Source organism: Shewanella rhizosphaerae (genome assembly GCF_019457655.1).
GTDB lineage: Bacteria > Pseudomonadota > Gammaproteobacteria > Enterobacterales > Shewanellaceae > Shewanella > Shewanella loihica.
Map to the genome: position 1 here is coordinate 855,009 of NZ_CP080420.1, position 21,277 is coordinate 876,285.

Genomic DNA, 21,277 nt, shown 5'->3' on the forward strand with positions numbered 1-21,277 from the left:
ACTTAATGATTAAAGTTGCTATTAATGGTTATGGCCGTATCGGTCGCTCGATTCTTCGTGCTCTCTATGAGTCAGGCAAACGGGATCAGATCCAGATTGTCGCCATTAATGAACTCGCCAACCCCGAAGCCATGCTTCATTTGACCCAATACGATACTACCCATGGTCGTTTTCAGTCTCCCGCGTCACTCGACGCCAACGTGATGACCATAGGGGATGATCGTATCCAATTGCTCCATGAGGCCGATGCCGAGAAGCTCCCCTGGCAATCCCTGGATATCGATATCGTGTTCGAGGCCACGGGCGCCCTCATCGACCGTCAGGCCTGTGAGGCCCACATCAGGGCCGGCGCCAAACAGGTGCTGATCAGCCATCCCTCATCCGGCGATGTGGACGCCACTATCGTCTACGGCGTGAACCATCAAGATCTCAAGGCCGAACATAAGGTGGTCTCTAACGCCTCCTGCACCACCAACTGCCTGGTACCCATTATCCAGGTGCTGGACCGTGCCTTTAAGGTGCGCAGCGGCGCCATCACCACCATCCACTCGGCGATGAACGATCAGCAGGTGATCGATGCCTATCATGACGACCTAAGACGCACCCGCGCGGCGGGGCAGTCGATCATTCCGGTAGATACCAAGCTGGCCAGAGGGATCGAGCGGATCTTGCCCGAGATGAAGGATAAGTTCGAGGCGATATCTGTGCGCGTGCCGACAATTAATGTGACTGCAATTGACTTATCGGTCACCTTAGATAAACGTGTCGATATCGATACAGTGAACCAGGTATTATCTCAGGCGGCAAATGGCTCATACCAAGGGGTTGTGGGCTATACTAATGCGCCATTGGTATCGTGTGATTTTAACCATGATCCCAGATCCAGTATCGTCGATGGCACCCAGACCCGGGTGAGCGACGGCCATCTGGTGAAGTTGCTGTTGTGGTGTGACAACGAGTGGGGCTTTGCCAACCGTATGTTGGATACCAGTTTAGAGATGATAAAGGCCGTTAGAGCCTGATTTTATAGATTTTAAACCTATGGCCGGTGAAGCGTCCCGGCGGTGGGTAGCCCAGTTTTGCTTTAACTTTTATTTTTAACTTTAAACTTAAGGAAACGTGAAATGGCGATTATCAATATGTCAGCGTTAGATCTTCAGGGCAAGCGTGTGCTTATCCGTGAAGACCTCAATGTCCCTGTCAGCAACGGTGTGGTTACCAGCGATGCGCGTCTGCGTGCTTCTCTGCCAACCATCAAGCTGGCGCTGGAGAAAGGCGCGGCCGTGATGGTGATGTCTCACCTGGGTCGTCCGACCGAAGGCGAGTACAACAGCGAGTTCTCAATGCAGCCGGTTGTGGATTACCTGGACAAGGCGCTGGATTGCCCGGTACGTCTGGCCAAAGACTACCTGGACGGCGTAGAAGCCAATGTCGGTGAAGTCGTGGTGTTCGAGAACGTGCGCTTTAACGTGGGTGAGAAGAAGAACGACGAGGCGCTGGCCAAGAAGTTGGCTGCCCTGTGTGACGTGTATGTGATGGACGCCTTCGGCACCGCACACCGCGCCCAGGCATCGACTCACGGTGTTGGCCTGTACGCTCCTGTAGCCTGTGCCGGTCCACTGCTTGCCGGTGAGCTGGAAGCCCTGGGTAAGGCGATGGACAACCCGGCGCGTCCGCTGGTAGCCATCGTAGGTGGCTCTAAGGTGTCGACCAAGCTGACCGTACTCGAGAGCCTCTCTGGTATTGTCGACCAGCTCGTCGTGGGTGGCGGTATCGCCAACACCTTCATCGCCGCAGCCGGTCACAACGTAGGTAAGTCGCTTTATGAAGCGGACCTAATCGATGAAGCCAAGCGTCTGGTAGCCAATGCCCAGAGCCGTGGCGGCGACATCCCAGTACCGACCGACGTCGTCGTGGCGAGCGAGTTCAGCCCAACGGCGAGCGCGACCCTCAAGGCGGTCGATCAGGTGGCAGATGAAGATATGATCTTCGACATCGGCCCTGACAGCGCCGAGGCCCTGGCCGAGATCCTCAAGAACGCCGGCACCATCGTCTGGAACGGCCCGGTAGGCGTGTTCGAGTTCGACCAGTTCGGTGAAGGCACCAAGCGTATCGCCCAGGCCATCGCCGACTCTTCTGCCTTCTCTATCGCGGGCGGTGGTGACACCCTGGCGGCGGTCGACAAATACGACATCGCCGATAAGGTCTCTTACATCTCTACCGGTGGTGGCGCCTTCCTGGAATTCCTGGAAGGTAAGGAACTGCCTGCTGTGGCTATGCTGGAAAGCCGCGGCGAATAAGTAAAAAATAATTAGTATTATAAGAAACCGCCGATAGTCGGGTCGCAAGGAGTTCGCGCCCCGGTTATCGGTATCAAAATCTGTCCATACGATAGTGACCTCGGTGGTTAAGCGGGCATAGCCCGATAGTCACCCTATTATTGGAGTTAAAAATGGCCTTAATTTCCCTACGTCAACTGCTAGACCATGCCGCAGAGCACGGATACGGCGTTCCCGCGTTCAACGTTAACAACCTGGAGCAGATGCGCGCCATCATGCAGGCGGCAGAAGCCACAGACAGCCCGGTTATCGTTCAGGCGTCAGCCGGTGCGCGTAAGTATGCTCGTCCTCAGTTCCTTAAGTATCTGATGGCGGCGGCGCTCGAGCAGTACCCAGATATCCCTGTGTGTATCCACCAGGACCACGGTACTCACCCTGACGTGTGTCAGCGTTCTATCCAGCTGGGTATGTCTTCAGTCATGATGGACGGCTCACTGATGTCAGACGGTAAGACACCGGCTTCATACGAGTACAACGTCGACGTGACCCGTAAGACGGTTGCCTTCGCCCACGCCTGTGGTGTGTCGGTAGAGGGTGAGATCGGCTGTCTGGGTAGCCTGGAAACTGGCCAAGCCGGTGAAGAAGATGGTGTTGGCGCCGAAGGTATCCTGAGTGAAGATCAGCTGCTGACCACGCCGGAAGAGGCGGCGCGTTTCGTGGCCGACACTCACGTGGATGCCCTGGCCATCGCAATCGGTACCAGCCATGGTGCCTACAAGTTTAGCCGTAAGCCTACCGGCGACGTGCTGCGTATCGACCGTATCAAAGAGATCCACGCACGTATTCCTAACACCCACTTGGTCATGCACGGTTCTTCTTCTGTGCCGCAAGAGTGGCTGGAAGTGATCAACCAGTATGGCGGCGCCATCCCTGAAACTTATGGTGTGCCACTGGAAGAGATCGTCGAAGGTATCAAGCACGGCGTACGTAAGGTTAACATCGACACCGACCTGCGTCTGGCCTCTACCGGTGCGGTACGTAAGTTCCTGGCGGAGAACCCAAGCGAGTTCGACCCTCGTAAGTTCCTCAAAGCCTCTATGGATGCGATGGCAGACATCTGTACCGTTCGCTACGAAGCCTTCGGTGCGGCGGGCATGGGTTCTAAGATCAAGCCTAAGTCACTGCAGGCCATGTATAAGGCATACCAGTCTGGCGAGTTAGATCCACAGGTGAACTAATTCGGTCTGACGACCCAATATAAAAAAGGCCCGCCTATTTGGTGGGCTTTTTTTATGGTAAAAACGCCACAAAGAGTAAGGACTAACTCTCGCCCTTAGCTGAGCTGCTAGTTCAAAATGCTGGAAAGGCAAGCGCAATTTTCATTTCTGTGCGCCGGATGATACTATTGCGCCAATTTTTAAGGGACTTAGATAAATAGGTAAACAGATAATGAAAAAATTGCTGACGGCTACGGCCATCCTGATGGCGGCCCCTTTTGCAGCGCACGCGGGCGCCGATTTCGTTAAGGGTGACAGAACCTTTGCCGCCGACGCCGAACTGGGTGCGACGGTAACTACGGGTAACACAGAGACGACCTCTCTCAAGGGCCGTCTGGACATGAAGCACGAGCTGGGTAACTGGGAAAACCAATACCTGCTGGAAGCCCTCTACAAAGAGGACAGCGGCGAAGAGACAGGTAAGCGCTACTACGGCCTGGTACAGGGCAACTACAAGTTCAGCGACGTGAACTATATGTTTGCCAATGCCAACCATGAGATCGATCCCTTTACCGGTTTCGATTCTAAGTCGACGATTTCTGCCGGTTATGGTCACAAGTTTATCGATACCGAGAAGACGACCTTCGCCGTCGAAGTGGGTCCAGGTTTCCAGTACAAGCGTCTGGACGATGAGAGCGCCGCCGAAGCGGGTTACGACACCGAAGAGAGCTGGGTGGCGCACGGCGTGATGAACTTCGAAACCGAGATCACCGACAACTCTAAGTTCAAGCAGCTGTTTGTGGCCGATTACGGCGAGAGCCTGGAAGGCCGCTCTGAAACCTCTATCACGGCTAATATCGTTGGCGCCCTGGCGATGAAGTTTGCCGTTATCGTGCGTTACAACAGCGAGCCGCTGGATAACAAGAAGAGCACAGATACCGAAACCAACATGACGCTATTGTACTCTTTCTAATAGGGTTTTTATTGGGTTTAAGAGACGCCTTTCGGGGCGTCTTTTTTTTGTCTGAAATCAGCCTGAAATTAAGCCTAAACGGGCTTAAATCTGTATCGGGATGTATCATAATTATTCAGATAATTTAATGGGTTATGTGCTGATTGTCACGAAAGTTGCCCGGCTAAAATGTCACACTAACAACTAGACGCTAGCCTTAACAGGCATCGCGATATTTGTGTAATTCCCCCTTAAGTGTGAGACCCGGATGCAGATAGGTTGCTGTTGGTTTGAGCCGTCCCAGTCGACGCTGTCGAATCAGGACAATGACACCAGCTGGCTTATGCCAGGTGCGGAGTTTGCCGTGCTTAAACTATTGACCGAGCATCGTGGTCAGGTGATGTCCAATGCCGACCTGTTGGCCTGCCTACCCGAGGATGACGCCAACATGGCGCGTCTGGTGCAGGCGGTGGATCGCATCCGTTTCTTTCTCGGCAGTCCGTCGGGCAAGCTACTGGAGTCGGTGGACGATCAGGGTTACATTCTGCACAGCAAACTCTCGCCCCACCGCGAGCTGCTGGGCAACGGGCCTATCCGCCGCATGACCAAGCAGCAATATATCTTGCTGATCTCTCAGCTATTGCTGCTGTTTCTGCTCATCTATTCTGTGTTTGAGCCCTTCAATTATCTGCCCTCGTTAGCCGAGATCATCGGCGAGCAATAACCCCTTCTTCGAGCTATGGTCGTGTCCCGCTTGCTGGGCAGGTTTAGCGCTGGTTTAGCTTTGATTTAGACTTAGGCTTTATTTAGCTGACAGCTCTCTGCTGTTGCCGCAAGAGTGGCAAGAGCGGGCATAAAAAAAGGGCCATACGCTAGGTGATGGCCCTCAAAGTGGTGCAGTGGGTTAAGTGGAGGGGAGCAGAACCAGTTCGTTGGTCGCCTTGGCACCTTTGATCTCGATACCTACCTTGTATTCCTTCACCGAGCCAGGCGCCGTGTTGGCATCCCAGTCCAGATCCGTGGCATCGAAGCTGTATTGACCCTTGTCTGTCTCTTGCAGCACGCCCTGGCAATCGCCGGCGGCGCTGTCGCATGAGTAGCTCTGGGTCACGTGCCAGTGTTTCCACGCCTTGGCGTTACGTGAGTTGGTCGAGCTGTCAGGGAAACCGAAGTAGACGATACGGTAATCCGTGGCATTGGTGATGGCCAGGCCGGCGTCATCCTTCAGGGCAAAGTTGAGTGTGCCCGTCTCGCCGTCAAACTCGGCCAGGGTCAGGTTGATGGCCAATGCCTCACCGGCATCTATGGTGTCGGCAACCGGTGGCGGAGTGATCTCGCCGCCGTCGTTGTCATCATTGTCGTCACTACCGCAGCCGCCGCAGATAAGCGCCGTTGCCAGTAGGGCTGTTAATAACTTCTCATTCATGACCTGCTCCTTTAGTTAAAGTGGCCGGTATGGCAAGTCGTACATTCCATGTCAGACTTCACGCTGGCGGCGCTGCCCATGGTGCTCTCTACGCCGTGACAGCTTTGGCAAGCTTGTGCCTCGCTCGAAGGCTTTGATTCAGGCAGGGCAGAGATATCTTCGCCTTTGTAGGCACGGTTAAGTAGCTCGACCACATGGTAGGCCACAGAGGCCGACAGACGCTTACAACGCTCACCCTTCTGGCTGAAGGTAAAGCCAGAGGCCTTAGACCAGTTACTGATAGAGGAGTGACATAGTATGCTGTTGGCAACAGATGACTTACCCACAAGTGCTGTCTTCTCGGCGGTAGAGCCGATACCGGCCACGAACTCGTCGCTGGAGAAAGGCAGTTCGGTCACTTCGTAGTAGCGGAAAGAGGCGCCGATCACCGCGGCGTTCTGGCCATTGATGTCGTCGAGGATGTTCACCAGCATACCTGTGGCGTTGTTGTTACCACACACTGTGCCTTGACCCACGATACCCGCCCAGCCATAGCCGGCCAGTGCGGTCGGGATCGTTGCAAACTTCGCGGCGTCGGCGCTTTCAGAGTTGGCCAGCATGGTGACTAGGGCGTGAAACACCTGGTGCATACAGCCGCCGCCAGTCTCGTAGGCGAGCTTGGCCGTTGCCATAGGATCCAGGGGGACATACTTGAGCTTCTCACCCAGTTCCAGTTTGTAGTTACCTTGTTCGTCGGTGGCGGCGAAGGCCGATGTGCCCATTAGGGTTGCGCCTGCCGCGGCGGTGCTGATGCCGATGATTTGGCTAAGTGCTTGGCGTCTATTGATGGTCATGACAATGTCCTCACTTGGATAGATGTTATTTTTGTTGTTGGCGTGGTTAAAGGGATACGCCGGTTTGAACTTGAGGCCAGTGTGGTCTGGGTAGATTGCAAATAGTGTGACCTGGGCTGGATGAAGCTTTGGGGCAGGCGCGCATCTGCCTACGCCGATTTTTTCGGCGCCTTGTATCGATTTAATTAATCGATACCCTGATGAGTCATCGCTGAAGGGGGTTGCAGTGTGAGTCGTGTCACTCTATTTGTAGCATTCATGTTAATTCACGAGGTTTCAGCCAGGGATAAATATTGGGGCTTAGTGGATGAAGAAGGGGGCTGGGATCACAGAGCGCATTATTCCCTAGCTATTGTAAGGGTATTTTCTAGGTGACTTTCGAGGAGATAGAGGGGATCACAGATTTTTTTGCTGGGTTTGCATAAGCTTATGCACAGCGAAATGAAAGAGTAACCAAGATGCAACTGGGTGATTGCCGATTCGACAGACATACAGGCGTGCTCACCAACGAGTTAACGGGTGAAGAGTGGCATCTACCGCGCGCCGAGCTGCAGGTGTTGCTGCTCCTGCTGGCCAATAGCGACAAGGTGGTGGCTAAGCGCGTCTTAGGGGCGGGGGATGACGAGCATCCGCCATTAAGCGATTCGTCGGTGGCGCGGGCGGTATTTATGCTGCGCTCCTTCCTCGGTCCGCTGCATGAACACATGATAGAAACCGTCAAGGGCAAGGGCTATCGCCTGCGCCTGGATAGCGCCGTCCCTTCGTCTGTGCATCATACCGATAACGCCTCGGCAAGCGGCGAACCCCATGGCCTGGGCGAGCGAATAGAGGCGGTGCTGGCCTGGCTGTTTGGCAAGCGAAATCGCTGGATCAAGCTCTGGATTGGCCTTATCGTCCTGCTGCTGGGGGCGCTGGTCTCTCTGCAGCTCTTCTCCTCGGTCAATTTCGAGGCGCAACATACCGAGCCCTATCTGCGTCATGGCATCACCTTAGAGTCGGGGCAGAAGGTGATGTTTATCAGCTACGCCAAGTCCAAGACCAATAACACCTCGCTGCTGCGCCTGTCGGAGAAGATGTCTCAGGCGTTCGAGCGCTGCGAGTCCTCGCCCTGGAAAGAGGTCTATATGTCGCTCTCCCACGATAAGCAGGTGTTTAACATCACCATGCGCGGCGAAAGGATGGGGCAATCTTTGGTGCGCAACCTTAAGTTAACCGATTACAGGCAGCAGAAGGTGTTTATCTCAGAGGCCTGGTTCAAAGAGGTATCTTTGTGTGAATAGAAAGGTGCTGTGGGCGATCAATATTATCGTGCTGGGGCTGCTGGCGATTAGCATTACCATCAGCTATCGCTACCTCAATCCCAGCGAAACCCTGATGCTCAGCTGTAGCTCTGAGCTGTTCGACCGCCGCGACGACGCCCAGGCGGAGGGACGCCACTATCTCCTGGTGGATATCATGGCCAAGAAGCGGCAGGCGCAGATCAACTATCGCTACTTCAACCTCGACGGCACCTCGGCGGGGATCATACGCATGCAGGGCAAGTACCTTGAGTTCGATGAGGCTAACGGCCGCTATAACTTCTCGGTTGAGACCAAGGAGGAGAGCGGCGCCGAGTCGACCGAGGCCATGCCGAGACACATGCAGTACCTCTCCTATATCAGCTCCTTTAACCTGGACAGCAAGGGGATGCACAATCTCTCTATCGAGCCGCTGGAATTAGATCCCCACAGGGACTATGCCGTGGTATTGTTCCAGCCGAGTAACACCGTCTGTGGCTGTCGTATAGTGCAATAGCCGCACTTGGGCTATACTCAGGGTGTGTATTTCTAAATTACTGAAATAATTCTATTATTCTGAGGTTTTGTGTCTAAGGTTAATATCAAGCAGGAAGAGTCTCTGTCGATCAAGTTCACCCATCAGATGAAGGTGGGCGACCATAGACGGCTCGACCTCTATTTCTTTCTGCCCAAAGAGATGGGGATCAATCCCCAGAGCCTTGACGAAGAAGAATATTATCACGCGGCCATCGCCGGCCGGCGCTCATATTACTCCTCCGGGCTGCATCTGCCCCTAGTGCAGGGGCGTTTCATCAGTCAGAAGAAGCGTACCGTCGAGGAGTTCAGGCTCTACCTCAACCTGTTTGCCTACCAGTTTGCCGTGGCCATCGAGACCGACAGCAAGGAGCTGGCGCAGGTAGAGGATGTGGAGCAGTTCTACGCCTCCCTCAAAGATCTGAGCGAAATCGTCACCCAGCTGCTGAAGAAGTTTCGCCGTAACGAGCCCAGCGATCCTAAGTGGAAGCACTACTTCGAGAACGCCGACAACTACCTCTCCTGGTTCTGCGAGCAGCGCCTGCTGAAACTCATGTCCCACGCGCCCCGCAGCAGTGACTACAGCGAGGTGGTTGAGGAGGTGATCAACCTGTGCCGCAGCGAGAACAGTTACCGCGACAGCAAGAATTACAACTCCTCCCAGACCCAGAGTGACCCGAACCGCATCTCCAACAAGATGTTGCTGCTGCGCCGTTTGATCCAGCAAGGGGTTGTATTAAAAGAGGAGCAGAAGCGTCTCGGTGTGGGCCTGAAGAAGATGACCACGGGCATCGCCACCGCCTTCGTGATGTTGGTGGTCTCGTCGCTCATCATCAAGGCCCAGGGTATCTTCAGCGGCCTCACCATGGCCTTGGTGTTTACCCTGGCGGTGATCTATGGTTTTCGTGAGATCTTCAAGGAAGATATTCGCAACGCCCTGTGGCGGGTGATCCAGAAGGGCCGTCCCCGTTGGAGCCGCATCCTGCGCGATACTACCAGCCAGGCGATGATTGCCAAGCAGCACGTGTGGATCGATTTCGTTAAGTCTAAGGATCTCCCCGAGGAGATAGATGAGATATTGAAGCGCCGCCACAGCCAGAACAAACTGGACGCCGACATACTTCACTATGGCATCAACTCGCGTATCGCCAGCAAAGACTTCCTCGCCGGCTACTCCACCATACAGGAGCAGGTGAACTTTAGCCTGGCCCCCTTCGCCCGCTACCTGGAGCGCGGCAAGGCCAAGATCTACAAGGAGGCGGACGGCAAGATCAGCAGCGACTCGGTAGAGCGCCGCTACCAGATCAACCTGGTGCTCTCCCTACAAGAAGGCCGCAAGCCACCACAATTTGCCCGCTATAAGATCACCATGAACCGCTCCACCATAGTGGATATCAGTCAGAGTGAGATTCCAGATGGCATCGAGGCCATCGGGTTTGAACATGATGAGGAAGGCGCAAGTCCAAGCGCCTAGATTTGGGCTGGGGCCTAGTCTGGCTGATTTTGATTTGAATTTCGCTATTCGTAGCGTTAACCATCTTTGTTTTGAATTGCCTGCCGCAGGCTATACGTGCAGATACGCCTGTGAGACGCCGTGAATACTTCCTTGTAGGCTCTGCCGAAACATCTGACCTCCATGGATGGAGGGAATGCCAAAAAATGTAGGGAACATTTTTGGCCCTGTTTCGGAAGCTCACCGGCGTATCTACACCTAGTCATTCATCTCTTCGATTTAGCCGCATTTGATCTTTGCAATTGTTCAAATTAAGCTATTTTTTGGACAAAAGCTTCTTAGCTAAAAGATTTAGGCACATTAGTTCACATAAGAAAAAGTATCTTGTTACCTTAGTCGTTTGTTAGGTGAAGCCTTGCCTTGAAATACTCAATAAACAAATATTTCACGACGTTCTTCAGCACTGAGCAATTTGGCTTCATTACATTTGAAGTTTTTCTTCAAAATCAATTCACTTTCTCGAGATTGACCATGACACAACACTTCTGAATCATTAATTTTGATAGCAAATATAGGACGATCATCCACTTCGATAGATGATGCTTGGACATAATTTCTTAGCCCTGTATAGTCTTTAGCCCATGAATTCCCAAGGCTTTCAAAACTTTCATCCACTCGACCGACTCGATATAAAACCACCTCTTTACTAGTTGGGCTATATGTCTGCTCAAATTTAGAAAGATCAAAATGAAAGCAATCATAGTTGCCAGAGATTACATCTGATGTATATAGCTTAAGAAGAATTAGGCTCTTCCCAAATCTCGTGGATCTCTTCTAAATGGCTGGATAAAAAATGAAGTAAAACTTCTAGGTTTTCGCCATGCTTATCAGAGTAAATTTCAGGTTGAAAGTCCTCTATAGATTTCAACGTGGTATTGAGGTATTGCATTTCATTTGACGTTAAGTACCTAATTAAATATTCAGTATCAATACCAATGACATTAAAAAACTCTTTCAAAAATGGGGTCATATCACTTACTACACCTTTATATTTCATTTTCCACAGTGCAGTTTAAGCAAGAGCCTTCTATCAGATATCCACCGCAACCATCACATGGAACCATGTCAGTTTTAACTGATTCAATGCAATCAGCACATCTATACCAAAGGCACATACCAGCACCTAACTTTTCATCATATATTACCGAAGGTGCTGAACACTCGGGACACTCATAAAATTCTGATATATCGATATTAGTGCGCTCAAAACCACAAGTCGTACAATAACAAGCAATTGGGTATGATTCGCCATCGTAGATTACAAAGAGTGAATAGTTTTCACAGTGGCAACACCCACCTTTTGTAAATTCATTTCTTTTGTCTACATTTAAGAATGATTCTTCTACATCCGTTACTTGTTCACCGAAGTTTATTTTATTAATCCCATCGACAAACATCGTTAAAGCAGCTTTCTCACCAGCGATTTTCATCGCTGGCTTTACAACCATTAGATAAAGCTTAAGTAAGGACGCTTTCAAATCATTTGGTGTAGTTTCAAACGCAAAGTGCTGAATTTTGTTACGCTCTTTGGCTAAGTCTTGAATGACTTTCAAGTTTGCTCTTTGAAACTGTTCCGGATAGTGCTTTTTAAGCTCTTGGCATATCACATTAATATCGATGGATTTACAGTCGAATAACTCCTCCATCGTTGGATTAAGTGGTGATACACAATTACGAAACAGTGAATTTTTGTCGAAAATAATTATAGGATCTATCTGAACTAAGACTTCTTTAAGAATTAGCTCCGCACCTTGAAACAGCGAAAGAAGTGCTTTTTTATAGTGACTAGGACTTTGTTTTTTCTCCGCGTAGTCAAGGTACTCCATTCCAGATCTGATTGAATCTAGGGAATTTTCTATCAATGTAAACTTAATCATTATTTACTCTTAAATATACGCCTGCTTAAGTGGTGAGCAACGCTACCACGATACTCAATTATTGCACCGTAAACACAAAAGCTAAATCAAACCAAAACTGCCAAGTGTTGAGAATCCGCCTTAAGCGTTTGTTATGAAACGTTTGCAGGTAGACCAATGATTTGCTGACGTACCCCAACGCCATGCCAATTTTTCAGCATTAAAGATTGAATACTACTGATTACAAGAGAGACGCCAAAATTCACCAGTTCGAAGATCTTGTCATTAGAGTCTTGATCCATTATGTGGGATACACAATAACCACCATGGACAAAAGAGCTACGTAGATTATTTAAATCACGAAGTTTATTCTTTAGCCCCTTCTGTTGACGAACTTCGACCGATAGCAAGAAGTTAACTTGTTCACTAATGTCACTAAACCCCCTACCAGCATTTGTCCCATATATGGCTTCTAAAGCGTGGAATATCCATGGAACTGTGCTGATATCGTAATCTTCCATTCGAATTATGTGAAGTAATGAAAAAATAGCCTTCTCAACAGGTGTGGTGGCAACAACTTTTGTACCAATATTTAATGATTTAAACCAATCTAGGCTTTTGCCTAAATCACTGTAAACAACGTATGGAACACGCTTCGATGCTATATTCTGTATTGCATTATCAAAAGAGTAATTGGATATTTTAATCGGAGTGTATTCATCGTCACCCTCCAATTTGGCATTGTAGAAGTCAACCAACCCAGGTGCAGCCAAGTTACAAACTACGAATAAATCTAGTAAGTATCTATGAAGATACTTACGCATTTTGTACTCATCGACATCAACGCTAGGAGTAGCACTTATTGCTATAGATATTTCTTTAATAGGGCTCATTAGTTTGTAAAGTGTGCCCTCAATTTCAGTATAAAAAGGGCCACTGACATCTTCACTTAACTGCAAAATATCTATGAAAGGACGCCAGTCCATTTGAATAACAAAATTAATCCCATCCCAAAAAAAAGAGTCACTAGAAAATACATCCACAATCTGTTGGGCTGACTCTCGATCTGAAAGCGGAGTAACACCTTCTACTTCAAAATGCCGAGGATTCCAGTTAATCAATAACTTATATTTATGTTCCATAGTTTCCCTAGCTTCATAACAATTCTTAGATAGATAATGTCCGCGAGGAGTTGTCCCTATAAAATCCTTGCTTAACTCTTCCAATCTGTCCTAATTCACTGATTAAGCCTGATGCACTCTAACGTTATACAAGCAGAATAAATGGGGTCAGAGTAAACTTTAAAGAGAGTTGATTCACACATGATCGAATGACTTCTTCTTTCCCTAAATGGCGTGCTCGTTGGTTTGAATACGAGCTTGCCCAGCTCTGTCCTTGGTTGGTCATACTTTAATCTATCTTGTTAGTTTGGCTCAATAGGTGTATCACATTTTTACGGCGAATTTTAATTAAGAAAGAATGACTTGTATCTGTGGGCTACAGAAATTGCTAAATCGAAGAGGCGTTGGATACCCAGTGTAAACACTATTTTGGCCTTCGAAATCAGGGATGATTTCGCAGAGCCCACAGGGATGTGCTCGTGGCGAGCCAAAATAGTGTTTGCACGATCCCCGCCGGACAGGCGTTAGGTTGCCATGAAGGTACGACCTTCAACTCACATGCCAATGACCATAGCGGCAGACGCTACAAACCGAAAAAAGGTAAACGGCAAAAACCTAATTTTGCCTCGTAAACGCTTGGCAAATATTCTGCTCACCTATCTGCTTGGCGCGCTTGAGCGCCACCTCGGCGTTACTCAGATACTGCTCCAGGTTCTGACCCGTCTGGTAGCTGGCGATCCCCATGCAGATCCCTGTACCCAGGCCGATCTCGTTGAGGCCATTTAACGACTTCACCGCGAAGTGGTGGGCGTCGTCCGAGCTGGTGTCCGGCAGTATCACGATCAGCTTGCCCAGCTGCCAGTGAGACATCTGGTAGTTGACCGGCAGGGTCCTGAGGATATGGATCTCCACCTCACGCTGACGGTTCTCCAGCTGGCCGATATCACTCATGTGGCTCAGCATACTCTCGGCGGTGATGTCGATCAGCAGCAGGCTGGAGTGCTCGCGACTGGCGGGGCTGAGTGACTTGAAGTAGTCGTCCAGATCCCTGAGGTTCACCAGGATGGCGCTGCGGTGAGGGATGAAGTCGCCGGTGTCTTGTAGCAGGGCGCGCTTCTGCGCCTGCTCCAGGGTACAGACGATATGTTCTATCTCACCGGCGGCGTCCAGGTGGCCCTTGAGGGTCGCCTGCAGGCAGGTGTTCTCTTTGCTGTTGGGGTCGCAGAGGATCTGCCCCTTCCAACTGCCCTGCAGCAAGATCTGCTGGGTGATCCTCGGCCACTGTGAGCTGAGGTCGTTGTTGAGCAGATCGGTAAGGTTCTTGCCTTGAATGTCGTGGATGGAGACCAGCTGCATGAAGGCCTGGTTGGCCAGCTCCAGCATGCCGTTGGCCTGCACCAGGGCGCAGGGGATGGCGTTGTCGTTCAGCAGCTCGTTGAGCTTGGCCTGATGCTGGACCTTTCTCAGCTGAGACACATCCTCGAAGGTGACCAGATAATATTTTTCCTGACGGCTGCGGCGCGGCGAGCTGGTGACTGTGATCGCCAGATGACTGCCGCCCGGCGAGTCGAAGTCGATAATCCCTTGCCACTTGTGATTGGCCTCAAGCTGGGCGGCGACCTCGGCGTACTGCTCGTTCTCGAACTGCAGGATCCGCTGCAGGTTACGATCTTGCAGCTCGTCCAGGGGCAGGCACAGCAGCTCGGCGGCCTTCTCGTTGGCTGTCATCACCCGGTTCTTGTCGTTGATGATCACGCAGCCGATATCCTGATGAAACAGGCGATGGGCCAGCTCGATACTGTATTCCCGCGAGCGCTGGCCGATGCGGTAGGAGTGGCTCAGCAGGATCAGCGCCAGTGCCAGCAGGGTGAGCACCACGGCGCCGACGATCAGTATGTTGCGCCACTCGGAGAACAGCTCTGCGATGGCGTCGTTGCGCACATAGGAGACCAGGTAATATTCCCGGCGCGTCTCATACTGGGTGGTTAGCTCTATCTTGAGGTAGACGAAGGTGGCGTCGTCGCCATGGAACTGGCCGAAGTTGCTCATGGCCATCTTGCGCCACAGCGCCGGATAGGTCTGACGCAGGCTGCCGCCCATGGTATCCGGGATGCGGTTGATGGTCGGCTTGGTCTCGGCGCCGGCGTACAGCAGCCCCTGGGTGTCGAGCATCATGAGCGGCGACTCAGCGCTGGAGTAGGCGGGCTTGATGCTTTTGAGCATACGGCTCATGGACTGATAGGTTAGCAGGTAGCCGCGCACGCTCTGGTCGGGATTCTCCAGCCAGGCCAGCTGATACAGGTAAGGCTCGAGCTTGCCCTTGATGGGAGTAAACTCCAGCGGCGAGGTGTAGACCTCGTTGCCGCCCATGTTGCGCGCGCCGCCGAGCAACGAGGGTGGTAGCGGATCGCGGCTAAAGTCGTTGGTGGTGGAAAACTTATACTTGCCCTGAGGATCGAATAGGGCGATATCCAGCAGCTCGGGGATGTTGCGTATCATCACCTCCCAGCTCTGTTGTAGCTTGAGCTGACGCACCTCGCTGGGGATGGTCAGGTAGCGCTTGAGCAGCTCGTCGTTGGCAAACATCTGGGTGCGGAACTGCTGGAAGGAGACCTTGTCGGCGATTAGGGTGCCGACAGATTGCAGCTCGCTGTATCTCTGGGTGGCCCAATCTTCCTGCAGGCGACGCTCGCCCAGGGTGATGATGACGTTGGTGAGGAGCAAGACGCTGATCAGCAAGATGATGATCTGGGTGACCACCGAGAAGATGCGTTGCGCAGACCAGTGCAGCCCCTGTCCGGCGATCAGTTGTGGTTGTTTCTGCGTCAGCATTGCAAGCGGTGTTTCCCCAGTGATTTTGCGGCTATGTTAGCATGATTTTCGCCGCAGAACACAGTCGGTTACAAACCGGCAACGCCCCGGTAAATCATCGGATGACGCCCATGTAATTCAACCGACGATGTGAGGTTATTCAACCGACGAGACCTAGGTAATTCGAATGGCGGCGCCCAGGTAACTTAACCGACGACGCCGAGCTTTCTGTGTTTAAACTGCGCCTTGGCATCGAGCACCAGGGCGCGGCATCTGTCGATATCCACCCCTTCCAGGCCTTCGATGGCAGATACCTGCACCTGGTCGATGTAGCCGGGTGCCATACGGATAAAGTCCCACAGCGCTTGATAAGAACCTTTAAGCTTGGGCTGGCAATGTTTGAGGTAGGCGGCCTCGGTATCGGCGTTGAGCGAGATCGAGAGGGCGTCGACCACCTCGGCCAGCTCAGGCAGTATGTTGCGCCGGTGAAACAAGTTGCCCAGACCGTCGGTATTGACCCGCACCCTGCCGCCGCGACGTTTTATCTCTCTTGCCACGCTAAGCAAAGTATTGAGGTTGAGGGTGGGCTCGCCGTAGCCGCAGAACACATATTCGTCGAACTGGCTCACCTCGCCCAGTAGGGGGATGAGCTCATCGGCTCTTGGTTGATGGTCGAGATCCAGCTGATACTCGTGTACCTGCTTGCTGCCGTTATGTTTGGGGCAGAACTGGCATCTCAGGGTGCAGCGCCCCGTGATGTTGAGGTAGCGGCTGTTGCGAATGTCGTAGACTAAGGTGGACTGGCTCATGGTACTCGACGCTGTGATTGACTGGCCTTGGCAAAATGAGTTGCAAGGAGAATGGCAGGAGTCTAGCGCGTTTGGCGCGGCGAAAACCTCTGCTGGATCAAAAAGGGAGGCTAAGCCTCCCTTTGAATTTAAATTGATTAGGACTGCTCACCCTCGACGTTATGGCTGCGGGGCTGCCACCACCAACGGAACAGACGGCCGGTGAGCTGCCTGATATCGTTGAGTATGATGTAGAGCACGGGCACCAGCACCAGGGTCACCACGGTGGAGAAGAGGATACCGAAGGCCAGCGAGGTGGCCATGGGGATCACAATCTGCGCCTGCAGGCTGCGCTCGAGGATGATGGGCACCAGGCCGACGAAGGTGGTCATAGAGGTAAGGATGATCGCTCTAAAACGATAACAGCCTGCGTCTATGGCGGCATCTTTAAGCGGCAGGCCCTGAGCACGGGCGCGGTTAACAAAATCCACCAGGATCAGCGAGTCGTTTACCACCACCCCGGCCAGCGCCACGATACCACACAGGCTGAGCACGCTCATGGAGAGCCCCAGGATGAAGTGGCCGAATAGGGCGCCGATGATACCGAAGGGGATCACCGACATGATGATCAGCGGCTGGCTGTAGGACTTGAGCGGAATTGCCATCAGCGCATAGATGGTGAACATGGCGAAGAAGAAGCCCTGGATCAGGCCTATCATGGCGCTCTGCTCATCGGCGCTGCCACCATCGAGCGTGGTGGAGATGTGGCGATACTTGCTCTCAAGGTAAGGCAGGAAATCCTTCTGGATCTCACCCACCACCTTGGAGGGCTCGACCACATTCTTGTTGGCGTTGGCGATAACCGTGATGGCGCGGCGGCCGTCGACACGGGTGATCGACGAGTAGGAGTCACCCAGTTCTATGTCGGCCACGCTGGAGAAGGGCACCGAGGTGCCTTGGGGCGTGCGGATCATCATGTTTTCCAGATGCCCCAGGGTGCGGCGCTGCTCAAGCGGGTAGCGCACCATCACCTTGACTTCTTCTTTGTTGCGCAGAATACGCTGGGCCTCATAGCCGTAGAAGCCGTAACGCACCTGGCTGGCCAGATCCGACAGGGTCAGCCCCAGGGCCTCGGCCTCGGGCTTGATCGCCAGGCGGATCTCGTGGCTGCCGGAGGAGTAGTTATCCGAGATGTCATACACCCCCTCGTAGGTGCGCAGTTTCTGTTTCAGCTCGTCGGCGGCCTGGGAGAGCTGCTCGAGATCGCTTGAGGTGAGCCTGAAGGAGATATCGCCGCCGGCGTCGTTGGTGCTGGCGTTGATGTTGAGCTTCTTCACCGAGATAAGTTCCGGCAGCGCCTTGCGCCAGGCATCGGCGATGGTGACGCCGTCTACGTCCCTGTCTTCACCCTTGGTCAGCTCGGCGAAGATGAAGGCCGAGGTACGCGAGCCCATGTTGATGAAGCTGTGTTTCACAACCGGGTAGCCGTACTCGTCTTCCATCTGATCGTTCATCACATAGAGGGCGTTCTCTATCTCCTTGACCACCTTGAGGGTGTTGGCCTCTGAGCTGCCCACATCCATCTCCAGCCGTACCTGAATGAAGTCGGACGGAATATCGGGGAAGAAGACCCAGCGCACCTTACCGCTGGCAACCAGTGCCACCGAGAGGATGAGCACGCCCACAAAGGTGGCGACCACATTGTATCTGTGCTCGATACAGCGACCGATGAAGCTGCGGTAGCTGTGGTGGATGAAGTGTTGCACCTTGTTGTTGAGCGCCGTCTTGAAGCGCACAAACAGGTTGGGGTTAGGGCTCGGGCGACGCGGCTTTAGGTGAGCCAAGTGCGCGGGCAGAATAAGCTTGGACTCTACCAGTGAGAAGGCGAGACAGAGGATCACCACCAGGCCGATGGATTTCCAGATGATCGCCATGGGGCCGGAGACCATCAGCATGGGGATGAAGGCGGCAATAGTGGTCAACACGCCGAAGGTGGCGGGCATGGCGACCTTGTGAGCCCCCTTGATCACATTGTCCAGCGAGTGGCCGTGGCGCTCGATCTCAGTATAGGCACTCTCGCCGATGACGATGGCGTCATCCACGACGATACCCAGCACCAGGATGAAGGCGAACAGGGTCAGCATGTTGATCGACAGCGAGAAGGGCTCCAGCGGCATCAGCAGCATGGCGCCGAGGAAACAGACCGGCAGGCCCATCATCACCCAGAAGGCCAGACGCAAGTCGAGGAACAGCGCCAGAATGATAAATACCAGCAGGGCGCCATAGAACATGTTCGACAGCATCATGTTGAGACGGCCCTTGAGGTAGTGGGTCAGGTCGCCCCAGGTATCTAGCTGGGCGCTGGCGGGCAGGGTGGCGCGGCGCTCCTCCACATAGGCTTTCACCTGAGAGGAGATATCCAGCGCGTTCTGATCGTCGACGCTCAGCACCTCGATAATGGCCGCCGGCTTACCGTTGAAGCGGGTATATTCCAGACGCTCCTCGAAGTCGTCGCGAATGTTGGCCACCTCGGGCAGCATGATGCGGCTGCCATCCTTGCGGGTCTTGACCACTATCTTGGCAAAGTCGTCGCCCGTGTAGGCCTGGCCCTTGGTACGCAGTAGGATGTCGCCATCCTCCGCGCGAATCGAGCCGCCGGGCAGGTCGATGGAGGAATTACGCACCGCCATCGCCACGTCGGCGAAGCTGAGACCATATTCACGCAGCTTGTCTTCGGACACCTCAATGCCTATCTCATAGTCACGCACGCCGGTGACTTGGGCGCGGGTGACGGCGGGCAGGGCGGTGATCTCTTCACGTATGCTCTTGGCCAGCTCCTTCATCTCGTGCAGGTTCATGTCGCCATACACAGAGACCCAGATGACGTTGTTTTCCGGCTTGATGCGGAAGATGTTGGGCTTCTCGATATTGTCGGGGAAGGTGGCGATGGCGTCGATGCGCAGCTTGGCCTCGTCCAGGATATCCTGGGCATCGAAGCCGTCCTCCACCTCAATGGTGACGCTGCCAGAGCCTTCGCTGGCGACCGAAGTCACCTTCTTGATGCCGCTGATATCCTGGATCGCCTCTTCGATCTTGATGTTGATCCCCTCTTCGATCTCCTGAGGGGCGGCGCCCGGGTAGGCGACGGTGATCTGCAAATAGTTCAGCTCGAAGGAGGGGAAGACCTCCTTATTGATCAGCACAGTGCTGAACAGGCCGCCGATCAGCAGCGCAAACATCAAGAGGTTGGCTGCCACGCTGTTGCGGGCGAACCAGGCAATGATGCCCTTATTGGTATTGGTCTCCATTACTGATCACCTGCTGCCACTAGGGTCTGCTGGCTCTCATCCTCTTTGTCCTGGTTCTGAGACTTGTCCTCTTCGCCGATCACCTTCACCAGCTGGCCGGTGGCCATGTTGTTGATTGTGGTCAGTGAGATACGCTCGCCATCTTTGAGGCTGTCCTTGATATAGACCTTGTCGATATCGCTGCGCACCACGTTGACCTCACGCATCTCTAGCGTGTTGTCGTCGCGTACCACGGCGACCTGATGATCCCGGACGATATAGCGAGGCAATTTGACGATCCCCTCGACGGTGCGCCCCTTGATGATGGCGTTGACGAAGCTGCCGTATTTCAGCGGCAGCTGGCCTTCAGTCTTGTTCTGTCTTAAGTAAGGGTCTTTCACCTCGGCCACCAGATAGACCATGCGGTTGTCGGCGTCGATCACCCCTTCGCTGCGCACTATTTGGCCTGTCCAGTTCACCGTGCGACCCGCCAGCTCGGCGCTCAGGGTCACCTGGGTATCGGGATTGTCGATAGACTCCAGGTAGGCCAGCTCGTGGTTGGCTAGCGGTAGACGGATCTCGGCGATGCGGGTGTCGTACAGCTCGCCCAGGTTAGTGCCCAGGGTGACATACTGGCCTAGATCCACGTTACGGGACTTGATGATGCCATCGAACGGCGCGCGTATGGTGGTGCGCTCCAAGTTACGCTGGGCGCGGGCCAGGGCGGCCTCGGCAAACTTGACGTTGGCCTGCTCCTTCTTGAGCTGTGGCACACGTAGGCCAAGCTCTGGCGGCACGCCGCCGTCGTAACCCTTCCAGTCCTCTTTGGCTACTTCGCCGCGGGCGATCTCTTCATCCAGCGCCGCCTTGGCCTGGGCCAGGGTGGCCTGAGCCTGCATCAGATCTGCCTCGTAATCCGAGGGTTCGATCTGCGCCAGCATATCGCCACGCTTGACTATGCCACCGGCGACAAACTTGTCCGAGATGGTCAGCATGCGTCCTTGCACCTCTGTGACCAGCTGGGTCTTGTTCTTGGGTAGCACCACGCCGTAGGAGGGCAGGTTTAATGAAACGGTTTCACTTCGTACCGGCATCACATCCACTATGGGGACGGGCATCTCTTCCTCTTTCTGCTCTGGGGCTTCCTGAGTACTCATCAAGAGGGCGGCAAACAGGCCGAAGACGATCAGGATAAGAAAAGGGGGGAAAACTCTTCGTAGGATAATTTTTATCATTGACTTCATGCTATTCCGTGCTGAGCTGAATGCCCTATAAATTACCAGAGTCTCTGCTGTGCGCAAAAGTCTTTTTGTAAATAAAATGTGTCAAATTTACTCTGTTAAACCAATTTAACATATTGAAAATCAAGTGAAGCTGGTGACA

At 53.1% G+C, this 21,277-nt stretch carries 18 protein-coding genes; 8 read left to right on the top strand and 10 right to left on the bottom strand.

What is annotated here, in order from left to right; all coding sequences use genetic code 11:
* The first annotated feature begins 5 nt into the window (after positions 1-5).
* The 5 genes from epd to K0I63_RS03900 all read left to right on the top strand — a co-directional run bounded on the left by epd (position 6) and on the right by K0I63_RS03900 (position 5,172).
* The gene (gene epd, locus K0I63_RS03880) at positions 6-1,022 is read left to right on the top strand and encodes an erythrose-4-phosphate dehydrogenase (protein ID WP_144199445.1); all 1,017 of its coding nucleotides are present in this window, start codon (positions 6-8) and stop codon (positions 1,020-1,022) included.
* A 102-nt stretch (positions 1,023-1,124) separates the two neighbouring features.
* On the top strand, positions 1,125-2,300 hold the full coding sequence (locus K0I63_RS03885; protein WP_220082604.1) for a phosphoglycerate kinase: 1,176 nt from the start codon (positions 1,125-1,127) through the stop codon (positions 2,298-2,300).
* Between the two features lie 152 nt (positions 2,301-2,452).
* Positions 2,453-3,517, top strand: coding sequence for a class II fructose-bisphosphate aldolase (gene fba / locus K0I63_RS03890; protein ID WP_011864561.1), 1,065 nt, complete (start codon positions 2,453-2,455; stop codon positions 3,515-3,517).
* 211 nt (positions 3,518-3,728) lie between these two features.
* Complete coding sequence (locus K0I63_RS03895; RefSeq protein WP_220082605.1) at positions 3,729-4,469, top strand: DUF481 domain-containing protein; 741 nt, start codon at positions 3,729-3,731, stop codon at positions 4,467-4,469.
* Between the two features lie 247 nt (positions 4,470-4,716).
* The gene (locus K0I63_RS03900; RefSeq protein ID WP_011864563.1) at positions 4,717-5,172 is read left to right on the top strand and encodes a winged helix-turn-helix domain-containing protein; all 456 of its coding nucleotides are present in this window, start codon (positions 4,717-4,719) and stop codon (positions 5,170-5,172) included.
* 180 nt (positions 5,173-5,352) lie between these two features.
* On the opposite strand, the gene K0I63_RS03905 is transcribed toward K0I63_RS03900, so the two are convergent.
* Positions 5,353-5,874: a hypothetical protein gene (locus tag K0I63_RS03905; protein WP_220082606.1), complete on the bottom strand. Its 522-nt coding sequence runs from the start codon at positions 5,872-5,874 to the stop codon at positions 5,353-5,355.
* 11 nt (positions 5,875-5,885) lie between these two features.
* On the bottom strand, positions 5,886-6,707 hold the full coding sequence (locus tag K0I63_RS03910; RefSeq protein ID WP_011864565.1) for a cytochrome c3 family protein: 822 nt from the start codon (positions 6,705-6,707) through the stop codon (positions 5,886-5,888).
* Between the two features lie 458 nt (positions 6,708-7,165).
* Between K0I63_RS03910 and K0I63_RS03915 the strand changes: the two genes are divergently transcribed.
* From K0I63_RS03915 to K0I63_RS03925, 3 genes are all read left to right on the top strand, one after another.
* The gene (locus K0I63_RS03915; protein WP_220082607.1) at positions 7,166-7,987 is read left to right on the top strand and encodes a winged helix-turn-helix domain-containing protein; all 822 of its coding nucleotides are present in this window, start codon (positions 7,166-7,168) and stop codon (positions 7,985-7,987) included.
* Positions 7,980-8,501 (top strand): hypothetical protein, encoded by a 522-nt coding sequence (locus tag K0I63_RS03920; protein WP_220082608.1) that lies wholly within the window; start codon positions 7,980-7,982, stop codon positions 8,499-8,501. Before K0I63_RS03915 ends, K0I63_RS03920 begins: the two co-directional genes overlap by 8 nt.
* Positions 8,502-8,570: 69 nt before the next feature.
* Positions 8,571-9,992 carry a hypothetical protein gene (locus tag K0I63_RS03925; RefSeq protein WP_220082609.1) on the top strand — a complete coding sequence of 474 codons (1,422 nt, stop codon included), beginning with the start codon at positions 8,571-8,573 and terminating at the stop codon, positions 9,990-9,992.
* 408 nt (positions 9,993-10,400) lie between these two features.
* Here the strand turns inward: K0I63_RS03925 and K0I63_RS03930 are convergent, their stop codons facing one another.
* The 8 genes from K0I63_RS03930 to K0I63_RS03965 all read right to left on the bottom strand — a co-directional run bounded on the left by K0I63_RS03930 (position 10,401) and on the right by K0I63_RS03965 (position 21,129).
* Positions 10,401-10,646 (bottom strand): hypothetical protein, encoded by a 246-nt coding sequence (locus K0I63_RS03930; RefSeq protein ID WP_220082610.1) that lies wholly within the window; start codon positions 10,644-10,646, stop codon positions 10,401-10,403.
* Between the two features lie 118 nt (positions 10,647-10,764).
* Positions 10,765-11,001: a hypothetical protein gene (locus K0I63_RS03935; RefSeq protein WP_220082611.1), complete on the bottom strand. Its 237-nt coding sequence runs from the start codon at positions 10,999-11,001 to the stop codon at positions 10,765-10,767.
* A 16-nt stretch (positions 11,002-11,017) separates the two neighbouring features.
* Positions 11,018-11,908: a hypothetical protein gene (locus tag K0I63_RS03940; protein ID WP_220082612.1), complete on the bottom strand. Its 891-nt coding sequence runs from the start codon at positions 11,906-11,908 to the stop codon at positions 11,018-11,020.
* A gap of 131 nt (positions 11,909-12,039) precedes the next feature.
* Complete coding sequence (locus tag K0I63_RS03945) at positions 12,040-13,029, bottom strand: hypothetical protein (protein WP_220082613.1); 990 nt, start codon at positions 13,027-13,029, stop codon at positions 12,040-12,042.
* Between the two features lie 594 nt (positions 13,030-13,623).
* Positions 13,624-15,840 (bottom strand): PAS domain-containing protein, encoded by a 2,217-nt coding sequence (locus K0I63_RS03950; RefSeq protein WP_220082614.1) that lies wholly within the window; start codon positions 15,838-15,840, stop codon positions 13,624-13,626.
* 185 nt (positions 15,841-16,025) lie between these two features.
* A complete protein-coding gene (locus K0I63_RS03955) occupies positions 16,026-16,628 on the bottom strand; it encodes a TatD family nuclease-associated radical SAM protein (RefSeq protein ID WP_220082615.1) in 603 nt (200 codons plus the stop codon).
* 137 nt (positions 16,629-16,765) lie between these two features.
* On the bottom strand, positions 16,766-19,915 hold the full coding sequence (locus K0I63_RS03960) for an efflux RND transporter permease subunit (RefSeq protein WP_220082616.1): 3,150 nt from the start codon (positions 19,913-19,915) through the stop codon (positions 16,766-16,768).
* The gene (locus K0I63_RS03965; RefSeq protein ID WP_220083369.1) at positions 19,915-21,129 is read right to left on the bottom strand and encodes an efflux RND transporter periplasmic adaptor subunit; all 1,215 of its coding nucleotides are present in this window, start codon (positions 21,127-21,129) and stop codon (positions 19,915-19,917) included. Before K0I63_RS03965 ends, K0I63_RS03960 begins: the two co-directional genes overlap by 1 nt.
* Positions 21,130-21,277 lie beyond the last annotated feature (148 nt).

Excerpts from the sequence above, each read along its gene's own strand:
- epd (WP_144199445.1), top strand. The coding sequence starts at position 6 with ATGATTAAAGTTGCTATTAATGGTTATGGCCGTATCGGTCGCTCGATT.
- K0I63_RS03885 (WP_220082604.1), top strand. The coding sequence starts at position 1,125 with ATGGCGATTATCAATATGTCAGCGTTAGATCTTCAGGGCAAGCGTGTG.
- fba (WP_011864561.1), top strand. The coding sequence starts at position 2,453 with ATGGCCTTAATTTCCCTACGTCAACTGCTAGACCATGCCGCAGAGCAC.
- K0I63_RS03895 (WP_220082605.1), top strand. The coding sequence starts at position 3,729 with ATGAAAAAATTGCTGACGGCTACGGCCATCCTGATGGCGGCCCCTTTT.
- K0I63_RS03900 (WP_011864563.1), top strand. The coding sequence starts at position 4,717 with ATGCAGATAGGTTGCTGTTGGTTTGAGCCGTCCCAGTCGACGCTGTCG.
- K0I63_RS03905 (WP_220082606.1), bottom strand. The coding sequence starts at position 5,874 with ATGAATGAGAAGTTATTAACAGCCCTACTGGCAACGGCGCTTATCTGC.
- K0I63_RS03910 (WP_011864565.1), bottom strand. The coding sequence starts at position 6,707 with ATGACCATCAATAGACGCCAAGCACTTAGCCAAATCATCGGCATCAGC.
- K0I63_RS03915 (WP_220082607.1), top strand. The coding sequence starts at position 7,166 with ATGCAACTGGGTGATTGCCGATTCGACAGACATACAGGCGTGCTCACC.
- K0I63_RS03935 (WP_220082611.1), bottom strand. The coding sequence starts at position 11,001 with ATGACCCCATTTTTGAAAGAGTTTTTTAATGTCATTGGTATTGATACT.
- K0I63_RS03940 (WP_220082612.1), bottom strand. The coding sequence starts at position 11,908 with ATGATTAAGTTTACATTGATAGAAAATTCCCTAGATTCAATCAGATCT.
- K0I63_RS03945 (WP_220082613.1), bottom strand. The coding sequence starts at position 13,029 with ATGGAACATAAATATAAGTTATTGATTAACTGGAATCCTCGGCATTTT.
- K0I63_RS03950 (WP_220082614.1), bottom strand. The coding sequence starts at position 15,840 with ATGCTGACGCAGAAACAACCACAACTGATCGCCGGACAGGGGCTGCAC.
- K0I63_RS03955 (WP_220082615.1), bottom strand. The coding sequence starts at position 16,628 with ATGAGCCAGTCCACCTTAGTCTACGACATTCGCAACAGCCGCTACCTC.
- K0I63_RS03960 (WP_220082616.1), bottom strand. The coding sequence starts at position 19,915 with ATGGAGACCAATACCAATAAGGGCATCATTGCCTGGTTCGCCCGCAAC.
- K0I63_RS03965 (WP_220083369.1), bottom strand. The coding sequence starts at position 21,129 with ATGATAAAAATTATCCTACGAAGAGTTTTCCCCCCTTTTCTTATCCTG.